The sequence below is a fragment of the Nocardia sp. NPDC004711 genome (genome assembly GCF_053601595.1).
Window position 1 is genome coordinate 340,779 of record NZ_JBSGCB010000001.1, and the last position, 13,852, is coordinate 354,630.

Below are 13,852 nucleotides of genomic sequence, written 5' to 3' on the forward strand. Positions count from 1 at the left end.
TCGGTGGCTCCTATCTGGGGACCCTGGGCAGGCGCAGGCCCATCTGGGCGATCAGCTCGCGCATGATCTCGTTGACGCCGCCGCCGAAGGTCACCACCAGGTTCTGCTTGGTCCGCTTGTCCAGCCAGACCAGCAGTTCCGCGGTGGCCGGGTCGGCGGGATCGCCGAAGCGGCCCACGATCTCCTCGGCCAGGCGGCCCGCCTGCTGCAGCGCCTCGGTGGAGAACACCTTGGTCGCCGAGGCGTCGGCGATGACATCGCGCGGGTCGGCGTCGGGGCGTTCCATATTGGAGGCCACCTGCCAGTTCAGCAGCTCGTTCAGCCGTGTCATGGCGTGCAGGCGGCCCAGCGAGCGCCGCACGTCGGCCTCGCCGAGCACGCCCTGGGCCTGCGCCCAGTCGTGCACGCGGTGGTAGAGCTGCTCGATCTTGCCGGACGGGCCCAGGCTCACCCGCTCGTGATTGAGCTGGGTGGTGATCAGCTTCCAGCCGCCGTTCTCCTCGCCGACCATCATGTTCGCGGGGACGCGGACATTGTCGAAGTAGGTGGCGTTGGTGTGGTGCGCGCCGTCGGCGGTGATGATCGGCGTCCACGAGTAGCCCGGATCCCTGGTGTCCACGATCAGGATCGTGATGCCCTTGTGCCGGGACTCCGCGGAACCGGTACGGCAGGCCAGCCAGACGTAGTCGGCCTCGTGCGCACCGGTGGTGAAGATCTTCTGCCCGTTGACAATCCAGTCGCCGTTGGCGTCGCGCACCGCGGAGGTGCGCAGCGCGGCCAGGTCGGTGCCGGCGTCCGGCTCGGAGTAGCCGATGGCGAAATGCACGTCGCCGGTGAGGATTCCGGGCAGGAACTTCTGCTTCTGCTCCTCGGTGCCGAACGACTGCAGCGCCGGGCCGACGGTCAGCAGCGTGACCAGCGGCACCGGCACGTCGGCGCGGACCGCCTCGTTGTAGAAGATCTGCTGTTCCAGCGGCCCGAAGCCCTGGCCGCCGTACTCCTTGGGCCAGCCGACGCCGAGCTTGCCGTCGCGGCCCATGCGCTTGACCACCGCGCGGTAGGCGTCACCGTGCCGGTTCACCAGCATCTCGGCCTCCTCTTCGGGAGTCACGAGACCGGTGAAGTACGTGCGCAGTTCGTCGCGCAGCTTGCGCTGCTCCGCGGTCAGTTCGATGAACATCTGGCTCCCAAACGGTCCAGCCGGAACGATTCGCCGCCGAGCCAGCGGGCGATGTCCTTGGCCTGTGAGTAGTAGCGGTGCAGCGGATGGGTGATATCCACCCCGAGACCACCGTGCAGGTGGTGGCACTTCTGCATGGCCGCGGGCAGTTCCGCCGCCACCGTGTACGCCAACACGTCGAGATCGTCGTCGATGCGCTCCAGGTGCTCGGCGCCCTGTTCGTCCTGAGCCAGCGCCCAGGTCGCCGAGCAGGCGGCCGCGTGCAGCGTCCGCGAGGCCACGTAGACATCCGCGATCTGCTGTGCGACAGCCTGGAATTCGGCCAGCGGGCGGCCGAACTGCTGACGGGTGCGCACGTGCTCGGCGGTCAATGAGACCACGCCGGCGAGCAGGCCGTCGGCCACCGCGCCGAGGCTCGCCAGCGCGAACCGGTGCAGTTCGGTCAGCCCGCCGGGCAGCAGCTGTTCGGCCGGGATCACGACCTGGTCGAACTGGAGCGAAAACTCCGGCACGCCATCGGAAGTGGGGCTCGCGGTGCGGGTGATGCCCGCGGCGTCACCGTCCACCACGGCGATGCCGCTGTCGGTGGGCACCAGGATCCAGCGCGCGGTGTCGGCGTAGGGCACCGCCACCTTGCGGCCGGTGACGCGCACGGTGGCGCCGTCGGTCACCGCGGTGGTCTCCGGCTTCACCGTGAACGGCGAGCCGGGCTCGTGCAGGGCGGCGGTTAGCACCGCGCCCTCGGCCACGGCCGGAAACACCTTGTCCGCCAGCGCATCCGGCAGGCCGATCGCCTTCAGCGGCAGCACGCCGAAGCCGAGGGTGACCAGTGCGGGCGCCTGCGCGGCGGCGCGGGCCAGCTCGGTGAGCATGGCCCCGACCTCGAGCAGGCCCATATCGTCGCCGCCGAAGCGTTCGGGCAGCGGCACGGCCAGCAGGCCGCTGTCCGCGATGATCGGCCACAGCGCGGCATCACGCGCGCTGTCGCGTTCCAGCAAACTTACGACAACCTCGGCGACAGCGTCCTGGCTCTCGTCCCTGGTGAAGTCCAATGCAATGCTCCCGGTTCAGGTGTGGACTAGCCGTGCGACTCGCGGGGCAACCCGAGGATCCGTTCACCGGCGACGGTCAACAGGATCTGCTCGGTACCGCCGGCAATCGACAAACAGCGTGTGAGCAGGAATTCTTTCACCGCGTCGGTTTCCAGAGCGCCCGCCGTACCAGACAGTTCGACGGCGAATTCCGCTACCGCCTGCCGGTGTCTCACACCGACCAGTTTGCGCACGCTGCTCTGCGCGGCAGGGTCCCCGCCGGACAGCAGCTTCTGCGCCGCACGAGCTTCCAACAAGGTTCCGGCAACCGATTCGGCGACGAGCCCGCCGAGCCGGTCCGCGACCAGCTCCGCGCCCGGGCCCGAGGCCGGCGCGGCGGCGATCAGCGCCTCCAGCTCGTCCCCGATTCCCTTGCCGCCCATGGCGACCCGCTCGGCCGACAGGGTGGAGCGGGCGATCTTCCAGCCATTGCCGAGTTCGCCGACCAGGCAGTCGTCCGGCACGAAGACGTCGTCGAGGAACACCTCGTTGAAGCGCGCCTCACCGGTGATCTCCACCAGCGGCCGGATGTCCAGCCCCGCGCTCTTCATATCGACCAGGAAGTAGCTGATGCCCTTGTGCTTCGGCGCGGAGGCGTCGGTGCGCGCCAGGCAGATGCCCCAGGTGGCGCGATCGGCCAGCGAGGTCCACACCTTCTGGCCACGCAGCTTCCAGCCGCCCTCGACCCGCTCCGCCACCGTGCGCAGCGCCGCCAGATCCGACCCGGCGCCGGGCTCGGAGAACAGCTGGCACCAGATGACCTCACCGGTCAGCGTCGGCATGGCGTAGCGCTCGATCTGCTCGGGGGTGCCCCACTGCAGCAGCGTCGGGATCGCCCAGTTGGCGATCGCGATGTCCGGCAGCGCGATACCCGCCTGGCGGATCTGGTCGTCGAGGCGCGTGCGCAGCAGGGGTCCGGCGCCGCGGCCGTAGGGCGCGGGCCAGTGCGAGGCCAGCAGTCCGGCTTCGGCCAGCGCCACCCGCTGCTCCGGCTCCGGCAGCGCCGCGATCTTGGCCAGGTCCGCCGCCAGCACGGCCGCTTCGGCGGCGTCCAGACCGGCTGTCTCCCAGTCGGATCCGGGCTCGCCGTCGGCACCCAGGTCGACGCCGACCGTGCGGCGCATGCCGGCCAGGGTCAGTTCCGCGACCCGGGCCCGCCAGCGCGCGGTGCCGCCCAGCAGCTGCCGCAGCGCGGTGGCCCGGCGCAGATACAGGTGCGCGTCGTGTTCCCAGGTGAAACCGATTCCGCCCAGAACCTGAATGCAATCCTTGGCATTCTCCACCGCGGCATCCAGCGACATGGACAGGGCGACGGCGGCGGCCAGCTGCAGTTCCGCACTACCACTGTCCGCCGCGGCGGCCGCATCGGCGGCGACGGCGCGAATCTGTTCGGCCCGGCACAGCATCCACGCGCAAATGTGTTTGACCGCTTGGAATTCGCCGATCTTGCGCCCGAATTGTTCGCGCACCTTCGCATATTCGGTGGCGGTCTCCAGGCACCAGCCCGCGATGCCCGCGGCCTCGGCAGCGACCAGCGTCGCGGCCAGGTCCAGCACGGAGAAGCCGGGCTCGAACAGGCGATCCGCGGCCACGGCGACGTCCGCGCACACCACGCGCGCCAGCGGCACGGTCTTGTCGATGCCGGCCAGCGGCTCCACGGTCAGCCCGGCGGCGTCCGCGCCGATCAGCGCCCACAGGTGACGGTCACCGTCACGCACCGGGACCAGCACCGCCGTACCCGGTGCGGCGCCCGGAACCGAGTCCCACTCACCGGACACCGAGGCGCCCGATTCGCCCACGGATATTGCGATTTCGCCCGCGAGCGCGACGCCGCATGGCGTAATCTCGTCGAGCGCCTCGCCGGCGACGAGTCCCGCCAACGCCGTCGAGAGCACCGGTCCGCCGACCAGGTCATGTGCCGCCTGCTCCACCAGCACGGCCAGATCCCCGACGGTCCCACCCGCGCCCCCGGCCTCCTCCGGCACCGCGACCCGGAAAATTCCGAGATCGGACAGGCGTGGCCAGTATTCGCGCCAGAAATCGGGCGCGCCGGAACGCAGTTCCGCTTGTGCTCTGGAACGCATTGTTGCAATCGGGCGCACGGCGTTTGCCCATCCGCGCATCGACTCTTGGACGGCTTTATGCTCGTCAGTGGTGGCTATGGTCACACTCCATACCGCCTTTCCGGCGTGACTTCAGCTCCTAGAACATGTTCTAATGTTCGAGCCGGGCCGAAGTCAAGCGCCGTCCCGGTCGCGGTACGAACTCGTGCCCAGTCGACGCTGGGTGAGATGAACCGAACGATTCGTGCAGGAAAGGACTCTCAACCGATGGCCAGTCCCTCCCGATCGCAGGCCGCCGACGGGGTGCCCGGTGGACGCACCGCGCCCGTCACCACCCTCAGCGAGGAGGATCTGAGCTCGGCGGCGCAGCGCGACCGACGCAAGCGCATCCTCGACGCCACGCTCGCGCTGGCGTCCAAGGGTGGCTACGACGCGGTCCAGATGCGAGCGGTCGCCGAACGCGCGGATGTCGCCGTCGGCACGCTCTACCGGTACTTCCCGTCCAAGGTGCACCTGCTGGTATCCGCCCTGGCCCGGGAGTTCGAGCAGTTCGAGGGCCGGCGCAAGCCGCTCGCCGGCGCCACCCCGCAGGAGCGCATGCACCTGCTGCTCACCCAGGTCACCCGGGCCATGCAGCGCGACCCGCTGCTCACCGAGGCCATGACCCGCGCCTTCATGTTCGCCGACGCCTCCGCGGCCGCCGAGGTCGATCGGGTCGGCAAGGTGATGGACCGGTTCTTCGCGCGGGCCCTCTCCGACGAGGTTCCCAGCGACCGCCAGCTCGCCATCGCCCGCGTCATCTCCGACGTGTGGCTGTCGAATCTGGTTGCGTGGCTGACCCGCCGCGCCTCGGCCACCGATGTGACCGAGCGCCTGGAGCTCACCGTCGATCTGCTGATCGGCAGCGGCAACGAATAGCGAGTAGCACGAACGCACACTTGCGTTCGCTCGATGCGCAACGGGCTGCCCGGTCCGGAGAACCGGGCAGCCCGTTGCGCGTTTGCTGGAACCCCGCTGGTCAGCCGGGGTGAACGCAGAGCAACCCGCGCGTGTCTCACAAAAAGCGTGAACGACCCGGAAGTGTCTCGTAAACGCTATGTATCACCGCACACACGAGTGAGCAATCAAGACCCAGTAGCATCACTCGCGCCCTGAAAAATCTCCTCCGATCACTAGGTTGGATGCGTGAGCGCACAGGATTTGTCACTGGAACTTCGCCGTGCCCTGTCGGCCATCGCCCGCGTGCCACGGTTGCTGGTCGCTTCGGACTACGACGGGACGATCGCGCCCATCGTCTCCGACCCGACCAAGGCCTATCCCCATCGGGAGTCGGTGAGCGCCTTACGCGCTCTCGCCGGACTCACCGGAACCACCGCCGCCGTGATCTCCGGTCGCGCCCTGCGCGATCTCGCGGCCCTGTCCCGGCTGCCCGTCGAGGTGCAGCTGATCGGTAGTCACGGTTCGGAATTCGATGTCGGCTTCGTGCACGCCATCGACAATGACGCGAAACAGCTGCTGCAGGAGGTCACCACGACCCTGACGCAGATCGCTCAGGACAATCCGGGCGCTTCCGTCGAGATCAAACCGGCCAGCGTGGCCCTGCACGTCCGCAATGCCAGCCCCGAAATCGGCCGTCGCGCAGTCTTTGCGGTGCGCCAGGGCCCGGCCAGCTGGGTCGGCGTACAGACCACCGAGGGCAAGGAGGTCATCGAACTCGCGGTGGTCGAGACCGACAAGGGCGCGGCACTCGATATCGTCCGGCATCAGCAGGGCGCCTCGGCGGCACTGTTCATCGGCGACGACGTCACCGACGAGAAGGCCTTCAAACGCCTCTCCGGACCGGACGTCGGCATCAAGGTCGGCGACGGCGAATCGCTGGCCGAATACCGGGTCGCCAGCACCGAGGAGGTGTCGAAGGCGCTGGCGTTCCTCCTCGAGGAACGCCGCACGTGGTTGGCAGGTGCCTCCGCCCCTCGAATCGAGCGGCTGACCATGCTGGCCAGCCCGCGCTCCAAAGCCCTTGTCACACCGGACGGCACCGTCACCTGGCTGTGCCACCCCGAACCCGATTCCGCCGCCGTCTTCGCCCATCTGCTGGGCGGACCGGGCGCGGGCCACTTCACCATTCAGCCCGAGCGCGCGAGCCTGCCGCTGTCGCAGCGCTATGTCGACGGCACCATGACCGTCGAAACCCGTTGGTCCAGTTTGCAGGTCGTCGACTACCTGCCGCACGACGTGGTACCCGAGCGCACCGACCTGACCCGCGTCATCACCGGTGACGCCAAAGCGGTCATCACCTTCGCGCCGCGCCCCGAATTCGGGCAGGTGCCGGTGCGGCTGCTGCCCGCCACCGGCGGGCTCAAGGTGGAGGGCCCCAACGATCCGATCGTGCTGCGCTCCCCCGGCGTGGAATGGGAGATCATCGACGACGGCAACCACCACACCGCCCGCGCCGTGGTCGATCCGCGACAGGGCCCGATCGTGCTCGAAATGCGCTGCGGCACCTCCGATCTCGCGCCCGCCATGCGGGCCGAGTCGGACCGCCGCCGGGAGGCCGAGCAGTACTGGGCCGAATGGGTGGGCACGCTCGAACTGCCGCCGCTCAAGCCGGATCTGATGAAGCGCTCGGCGCTCACCCTGCGCGGGCTGGTGCACTCGCCCTCCGGATCCATCCTGGCCGCGGCCACCACCTCGCTGCCCGAGGACATCGGCGGCGTGCGCAACTGGGATTACCGCTACTGCTGGTTGCGCGACGCCTCGCTCACCGCGTCCGCGCTGGTCTCGCTGGGCTCGCTCGGCGAGGCCGAGGATCTGCTGGCCTGGGTGCACCGGGTGCTCGAGACCCTGCCCGGACCCGAGCGACTGCACCCGCTGTACACGCTCTACGGCGAGACGCTGCCCCCCGAGGCCGTCATCGACCAGCTGCCCGGCTACGCCGGTTCGCGGCCGGTGCGCGTCGGCAACGCGGCGAACATGCAGGTGCAGCTGGACGTGTTCGGGCCCATCGTGGATCTCATCTCCCAGCTCGCGCACGCGCGGGAACGCAAGGGCATCAACGATCCCGCGAAGGCGTTGCCGGATGCGGACTGGGAACTGGTGCACGCCATGGTCTCCGCGGTGCAGCGCCGCTGGCGCGAAGCCGACCACGGCATCTGGGAGATCCGCGGCAATCCGCGCCACCACGTCTACTCCAAGGTCATGGGCTGGCTCACCGTGGACCGGGCGCTCACCCTGTCCCGGCAGTTCGGGCGGCCGGCGGATCCCGAGTGGGAGCCGCTGCGCGACACCATTGCCGACGAGGTCCGCACCGAGGGCTGGAACGACGAAGTCCAGTCCTACACAGCGGCTTACGACGGCACCGACCTCGACGCGGCCACGCTGCACATCGGGCTCAGCGGGCTGATCGATCCCTCGGATCCGCGGTTCGCGGCCACCGTGGTGGCCACCGAGGCCGAGCTGCGCAGCGGATCGACGGTGTACCGGTACCACCACGACGACGGGCTGCCCGGCGGTGAGGGCGGGTTCCACCTGTGCGCCGCCTGGCTGGTGGAGGCGTATCTGCTCATCGGCAAGCGGGAGGACGCCGAGGCGTTGTTCGCTCAGCTGGTGGATGTGGCGGGTCCGACCGGTCTGCTCTCCGAGGAGTACGACCCGGTCGCCGAACGCTCGCTCGGCAACCACCCGCAGGCGTACTCGCACCTCGGCCTGCTCCGCTGCGCGCAGCTGCTGAGCCTGCCGGTCGCGGCGATGACCTAGGCCGGACCACACCCGCACGACCGAAGCGGCCCCCGCGAACAGCTGTTCGCGGGGGCCGTTTTCTGCGCTGGGCCGAGGTAGGCCGCAGGTGTCGCAGGCCACATCTCCCAACCCGGGGCTAGGGACCCAACGGTCGTTTGCGCTACATTCAAATGGCAATCGTTTTCGTTACTAGTAAGCCGCAGTGCCAGGAGTGCCCCGCGTGACCACCAGCTTCGCCCGAGGATTCGCCGTGTTCGCCGCCGGACTTGCGACGGTCGCCACCGTGACCGCCTGCGGCAGTGCCAAGAGCTCCGATCAGCCGACCGTCGTCGCCTCCACCAATGTCTGGGGCGATATCACCCGGGTCGTCGCCGGGCCGGACGTGACCGTCGAATCGATCATCGACGACCCCGCGGTGGACCCGCACTCGTTCGAGGTCTCCCCCGCCGACGCCGCCAAGATCACCGACGCCAAGCTGGTCGTCTACAACGGCGGCCACTACGACGAGTTCATCGACAAGGCCATCGCGGGCCGGAACACGAAGACCGTCAACGCCTTCGACATCGCCACCGAGGGCGATCACACGCACGAGAGCGGTTCGGCCGCACCGACTTCCGCGCGGACCGAAGCCGCCGGTCACGACCACGAGGCCAATGAGCACGTCTGGTACGACCTGCACCAGGTCGGCCACATCGCCCAGCACATCGCCGACGCCCTCGGCGAGATCGATCCCGGCCACAAGCAGGCCTTCGCCGACCGCGCCGCCGCCTTCGCCGCGCAGCTGGCCCCCATCGAGGCCGTGACCGCCAAGATCGCCGCCGAGCACCCGAACCAGCCGGTCCTGCAGACCGAGCCGCTGGCCGCCTACCTGCTCACCGCCGCCAAGGCCGACGACAGGACCCCGCACGCCTTCCAGGAGGCCGTCGAACAGGGCACCGACCCCGCGCCCCAGGACGTGGCCACCGTACGGGACCTGTTGAGCGCCAAGCAGGTCCGCGCCCTCGTCTACAACATCCAGACCGAGGACAAACTCACCAAGGACCTGCGCGCCACCGCCGACAAGTCCGGCGTCACCGTCGTCGAGGTCACCGAAACCCTCCCCAAGGGCCTGGACTACGTCACCTGGATGACGAACAACGCCCAGGCCCTCGCCAAGGCCCTGTCCTGACCGACCGCCGCATCCGGAGTACCACCATGACCGCGAACCCCGCGCAGGCCGCGCAGGCACCCGACGCCGGCGTGACGACGCCCAAAGCCGGTTGCGCCCTCACCGGAGCGCGCCCCCGCACCCCCTCCGGCCGCTCGGGCTGCGCCGAGACTCCTGCTCCGTCGACCGACTCGACCCCCACCGCCGATACGAACACCATTGCGGCGCAGGTCGAAACGACGGCGAACGCTGCCGCCGGCGCACCGGCCACGGGCGCAGGCAACGCACACGGCGACCGGGGCACCCCGGCCGTGCGGCTGTCGAATGCGCGACTGTCGTTCGGGGAGCGAACGTTGTGGCAGGGGTTGGATCTCGAGGTGGCGCCGGGGGAGTTCATTGCGGTGCTGGGGCCCAACGGGTCCGGGAAGACGTCATTGATGCGGATGCTGCTGGGACAGCTGGGGCTGACCGCGGGAACCGCGGAGGTCGCGGGATCGCCGGTGCGGGTGGGGAATCCGGATATCGGGTATGTGCCGCAGCAGAAGACCATCGAGGGCGGGGCGCAGCTGCGCGGAGTCGATCTCGTCGGGCTCGGGGTGGACGGGCATCGGTGGGGGCTCGGGCTGCGCGGGCGCAGGGAACGCAAACGCAAAGTGGCGGAGGCAATCTCGGCTGTGGGGGCGGAGCGGTTCGCCTCCGCGCCGCTGGACGCGCTCTCGGGCGGCGAGCAGCAGCGGCTGCGGGTGGCGCAGGCGCTGGCCGGTGATCCCCGGGTGCTGCTGTGCGACGAACCGCTGCTGTCGCTGGATCTGGCGAATCAGCGGCTGGTCTCCGAGCTCATCGACCGGCGGCGGCGCACCCACGACACCGCGGTGCTGTTCGTGACGCACGAGATCAATCCCATTCTGCCGCTGGTGGATCGGGTGCTGTACCTGGTCGACGGGCAGTTCCGGATCGGCACGCCCGACGAGGTCATGACCTCCGAGACCCTCTCCGAGCTCTACGGCACCGAGGTGGACGTGCTGCGCGTGCGGGGCCGCCTGGTGGTCGTCGGCACCGGCGACGCCATGGACGCCCTCGGCGAATCCGGTGCGGCCCACTGCCATGGCGAAAACAGGCACGGCCATGGCGAGAACAGGAACGGCCACAGCGAGCCGGCACCGGAGGCGCGGGCATGATCGACAAGCTGTCCAAGCTGTTCTCGCAGATGTTCGACGTCTCCACCACCGCGCACCTGCTGTCCTACGACTTCGTGCAGCAGGCGGTGCTCGCCGCCGCCCTGCTCGGCCTGCTGGCCGGGGCCATCGGCCCGCTCATCATCAGCCGCCAGATGTCCTTCGCCGTGCACGGCACCAGCGAGCTCTCGCTGACCGGCGCGGCGGCCGCGCTACTGGCCGGCATCGGCGTCGGCCTGGGCGCCATCATCGGTTCGGTGGTGGCGGCCGTGCTGTTCGGCGTGCTGGGTTCCCGTGCTCGCGAACGTGATTCGGTGATCGCCGTGGTGCTGTCCTTCGGCCTCGGCCTGTCGGTGCTGTTCCTGTGGCTCGGCCCGGAACGCGCGGGCTCCAAGTTCTCACTACTGACCGGTCAGGTGGTCAGCGTCGGGAATTCCGGGCTGGGCCTGCTGGCCACCTGCACCGCCGCCGTGCTGGTGGTGCTGGCCGCCGTCTACCGCCCGCTGCTGTTCGCCAGCGCGGATCCGGAAATGGCGGTGGCGCGCGGTGTTCCGGTGCGGGCGCTGTCCATCGTGTTCGCCGTGCTACTCGGCGTGACGGCGGCCTTCGGCGTCCAGATCGTCGGCGCGCTGCTGGTGCTCTCGCTGCTGATCACTCCCGCCGCCGCGGCCGCCCAGCTCACCGCCAGCCCGGCCCGGGTGGCGATCCTGTCGATCGTGTTCGCCGAGATCGCCGCCGTCGGGGGCATTCTGCTGTCGCTGGCCCCCGGCGTTCCGATCTCGACCTTCGTCACCACCATCTCGTTCACGATCTACCTGATCTGCCGGGTGGTGGGCAGCCGCACCCGCAATCGCCGCCGAGTCCTCGTCGCCGCCTGAGTTTCGGGCCGGATCCCGCGAAACCGGCTGCGATCAGCTGCCCTCGCCCGCCAGCGCGAACAGGCCGTCGGGGGTCTGCTCGATGAGACCGTCGACCAGCAGCGAATCCAGGGCCCGATCCCGCTGGCCCGGATCGCGAGCCCAGGCCAGGTCCAGGCGAACCCGCTCCACCGGACCCGACGCGCCGCGCAGGACATCGAGCAGGCGGCCCCGCGCCTGCCGGTCGGTGCCCTCGTACTTCTGCACGCGCCGCACCACCTCGGAGGCCGGGCGGCCCGCGGTGACCCAGGCGCACACGGGAAGTGGGCAGCGCTGGCAATCCGGGGTCCGCGCGGTGCAGATCAGCGCGCCCAGTTCCATCAGGGCCGCCGACATGACGGCGGCCCGGTCGACCCGCGCGGGCAGCAGGGCCTCGGTTTCCGCGAGATCGCGGTTCGCCGGATTGCCCGCCTCGGCGCGGCCGTGCACGGCGCGGGCCACCACGCGGCGAACATTGGTGTCCACCACCGGAACTCGCTGGCCGTATGCGAAACAGGCCACGGCACGGGCGGTGTACGCCCCGATCCCGGGCAGACTCAGCAGCACGTCCACGTCGGCCGGCACCTCGTCGCCGTGCTCCTCGGCCAGCACCCGGGCGCACTCGTGCAGCCGCAGCGCGCGCCGCGGATAGCCGAGTTTGCCCCAGGCGCGCAGGACGTCGCCCTGCGGTGCGGCCGCCATGGCGGAGGGCACCGGCCAGCGGGCCACCCACTCCCGCCAGATGGGTTCGACCCGCACCACCGGCGTCTGTTGCAGCATGATCTCGCTCATGAGGATCTGCCACGCCGTGACGCCGGGCCGTCGCCACGGCAGGTCCCGCGCGGTCTCGCGATACCAGTCGATGAGCGCGTCGCTGTCCACCTTCGCCTCCTCCCGGCCGTTTCGGAGCCGGGAAATCCCGCACGCCGCCACGCGCGATGGTATCCATTTCGGCGAGGCCGGTTTCCGCCCACCCGGCGGCTCACCGGGCGCGCGGCGATCCGGTCGGCGCGTCTTTGCCCGACCGTAACGCTGAGGACTCGCCGGTAACCAGAGGGCTATGGAAAATGGGACACATGCCGCACAACAACCCGATCAGTGCCTGGAAAGCCTTGCGCGAAGGCAACGAGCGCTTCGTCAACGGCACGTTGCAGCACCCTAGCCAGGGCGCGGCCGACCGGGCCAAGCTCGTCGCCGGGCAGCAGCCCTCGGCAGTTCTGTTCGGCTGCGGCGACTCTCGCGTCGCCGCCGAGATCATCTTCGATCAGGGTCTCGGCGACATGTTCGTGGTCCGCACCGCCGGCCACGTCATCGACGCCTCGGTGCTGGGCTCCATCGAATACGGCGTCCAGGTGCTGTCGGTGCCGCTGATCGTCGTGCTCGGCCACGACAGCTGCGGCGCGGTCCGCGCCACCATCGACGCCCTCGACCACGGCAACGTCCCCGGCGGGTTCATCCGCTCGGTCGTCGAGCGTGTCACCCCGTCCATCCTCATCGGCCGGCGCGAGGGCCTGCAATCGGTCGACGAGCTCGAGGCCCGCCACGTCGAGGAGACCGCCCGCCTGCTCATGCAGCGGTCGATGATCATCTCCCAGCGGGTGGCCACCGGCGAGTGCGCCATCGCCTGTGTCACCTACAACCTCGGCGACGGCGAGATCAAGCTGCACCGCGTCATCGGCAACATCGGCGAGGTGGTCTAGCCCGCTCCGCCGGGGTGGAGCCGGTTCTGCCGGAGATGCGCGTTTCGCTCCTGCGGGCGGCGGAATTTACCGCCCCCGTGGGCGCTTTCACGTCCGACACGCCGACACCCTGCTCGGGATGACCCGGACGGTGCGCTTACCGTTGACACCGTGCTGGAACCGAACGGACCACTGCCGCCCGAAATCTACTGGCGCCGTCGCGCGGTCGCGATCGGCGCGATGGTGCTCGGCCTCGCGCTGGTGATCTGGGTGGCCTTCGCACTGTTGAAGGGCGGTGGCGACCACAAGACGGACGCCAAGGCCACCACCTCGAGCGCCGCGGCCACCACCAAACCCGCGAGCAGTTCCCCGGGCGCCCCGGAACCGAGCGCGGCCAAGCCCTCCGGCATCACCCCGAGCGCCGTCGCCCCGGCCGCGCTGGGTATGTGCCCCGACCAGTCGCTCGCCGTCAAGGTGACCGTCGGGCAGCCCACCTACAAGGTCGGCGAGCCGCCGCAGTTCGGCATCGTCATCACCAATATCTCCAGCGTCGCCTGCGCCCGCGACATGGGGTCGGGCCTGCAGCTGGTCCAGGTCCAGTCCCTGGACGGCCAGCGCAGGCTGTGGTCCAGCACCGACTGCTACCCGGACGGCACCCCCGACGTGCACACCCTGGCCCCCGGCCAGCAGGCCGCCTTCACCGTCGCCTGGTCCGGCGCCACCTCCCAGCCCAACTGCGCGGGCGACCGCGTTCCCGTCCCGGCGGGCCCCTACACCGTTGTGGCGCAACTCGGTTCGGTCCGCAGCGCCCCCGAGCCCTTCAATCTCGTCTGAATTCAGCACACCGCGGCGGAGGCCGGGATCCGATCGATCGGATCCCGGC

Annotated in this window: 11 protein-coding genes; 7 read left to right on the forward strand and 4 right to left on the reverse strand. The window is 69.9% G+C overall.

The genetic code is table 11. The features are described from left to right. Window positions 1-10: 10 nt before the first annotated feature. Genes ACWEKS_RS01630 through ACWEKS_RS01640 form a run of 3 tightly spaced genes read right to left on the reverse strand, consistent with a single transcriptional unit; the run spans window position 11 to window position 4,439 of the window. Window positions 11-1,180 carry an acyl-CoA dehydrogenase family protein gene (locus ACWEKS_RS01630; protein ID WP_452338304.1) on the reverse strand — a complete coding sequence of 390 codons (1,170 nt, stop codon included), beginning with the start codon at window positions 1,178-1,180 and terminating at the stop codon, window positions 11-13. Further along, on the reverse strand, window positions 1,165-2,232 hold the full coding sequence (locus ACWEKS_RS01635) for an acyl-CoA dehydrogenase family protein (protein ID WP_452338305.1): 1,068 nt from the start codon (window positions 2,230-2,232) through the stop codon (window positions 1,165-1,167). Before ACWEKS_RS01635 ends, ACWEKS_RS01630 begins: the two co-directional genes overlap by 16 nt. 26 nt (window positions 2,233-2,258) lie before the next feature. Then, window positions 2,259-4,439, reverse strand: coding sequence for an acyl-CoA dehydrogenase family protein (locus ACWEKS_RS01640; protein ID WP_452338306.1), 2,181 nt, complete (start codon window positions 4,437-4,439; stop codon window positions 2,259-2,261). A gap of 162 nt (window positions 4,440-4,601) precedes the next feature. On the opposite strand from ACWEKS_RS01640, the gene kstR reads away from it, so the two are divergent. From kstR to ACWEKS_RS01665, 5 genes are all read left to right on the forward strand, one after another. After that, the gene (kstR, locus tag ACWEKS_RS01645) at window positions 4,602-5,252 is read left to right on the forward strand and encodes a cholesterol catabolism transcriptional regulator KstR (protein WP_040854337.1); all 651 of its coding nucleotides are present in this window, start codon (window positions 4,602-4,604) and stop codon (window positions 5,250-5,252) included. 267 nt (window positions 5,253-5,519) lie between these two features. Then, the gene (otsB, locus tag ACWEKS_RS01650) at window positions 5,520-8,090 is read left to right on the forward strand and encodes a trehalose-phosphatase (protein ID WP_452338307.1); all 2,571 of its coding nucleotides are present in this window, start codon (window positions 5,520-5,522) and stop codon (window positions 8,088-8,090) included. Between the two features lie 202 nt (window positions 8,091-8,292). Continuing rightward, on the forward strand, window positions 8,293-9,240 hold the full coding sequence (locus ACWEKS_RS01655; RefSeq protein WP_452338308.1) for a metal ABC transporter solute-binding protein, Zn/Mn family: 948 nt from the start codon (window positions 8,293-8,295) through the stop codon (window positions 9,238-9,240). A gap of 290 nt (window positions 9,241-9,530) precedes the next feature. Continuing rightward, on the forward strand, window positions 9,531-10,397 hold the full coding sequence (locus tag ACWEKS_RS01660) for a metal ABC transporter ATP-binding protein (RefSeq protein ID WP_452338321.1): 867 nt from the start codon (window positions 9,531-9,533) through the stop codon (window positions 10,395-10,397). Next, on the forward strand, window positions 10,394-11,272 hold the full coding sequence (locus tag ACWEKS_RS01665) for a metal ABC transporter permease (RefSeq protein ID WP_452338309.1): 879 nt from the start codon (window positions 10,394-10,396) through the stop codon (window positions 11,270-11,272). The genes ACWEKS_RS01660 and ACWEKS_RS01665 overlap by 4 nt, the downstream gene beginning before the upstream one ends. 33 nt (window positions 11,273-11,305) lie before the next feature. Here ACWEKS_RS01665 and ACWEKS_RS01670 read toward each other — a convergent pair whose 3' ends face one another. Continuing rightward, window positions 11,306-12,172: an A/G-specific adenine glycosylase gene (locus ACWEKS_RS01670; protein WP_452338310.1), complete on the reverse strand. Its 867-nt coding sequence runs from the start codon at window positions 12,170-12,172 to the stop codon at window positions 11,306-11,308. Between the two features lie 194 nt (window positions 12,173-12,366). Between ACWEKS_RS01670 and ACWEKS_RS01675 the strand changes: the two genes are divergently transcribed. Further along, window positions 12,367-12,990 (forward strand): carbonic anhydrase, encoded by a 624-nt coding sequence (locus ACWEKS_RS01675; protein WP_452338311.1) that lies wholly within the window; start codon window positions 12,367-12,369, stop codon window positions 12,988-12,990. Between the two features lie 150 nt (window positions 12,991-13,140). After that, window positions 13,141-13,803 carry a hypothetical protein gene (locus ACWEKS_RS01680; RefSeq protein ID WP_452338312.1) on the forward strand — a complete coding sequence of 221 codons (663 nt, stop codon included), beginning with the start codon at window positions 13,141-13,143 and terminating at the stop codon, window positions 13,801-13,803. The last annotated feature ends 49 nt before the right edge of the window (window positions 13,804-13,852 follow it).

Excerpts from the sequence above, each read along its gene's own strand:
- ACWEKS_RS01630 (WP_452338304.1), bottom strand. The coding sequence starts at position 1,180 with ATGTTCATCGAACTGACCGCGGAGCAGCGCAAGCTGCGCGACGAACTG.
- ACWEKS_RS01675 (WP_452338311.1), top strand. The coding sequence starts at position 12,367 with ATGCCGCACAACAACCCGATCAGTGCCTGGAAAGCCTTGCGCGAAGGC.
- ACWEKS_RS01665 (WP_452338309.1), top strand. The coding sequence starts at position 10,394 with ATGATCGACAAGCTGTCCAAGCTGTTCTCGCAGATGTTCGACGTCTCC.
- kstR (WP_040854337.1), top strand. The coding sequence starts at position 4,602 with ATGGCCAGTCCCTCCCGATCGCAGGCCGCCGACGGGGTGCCCGGTGGA.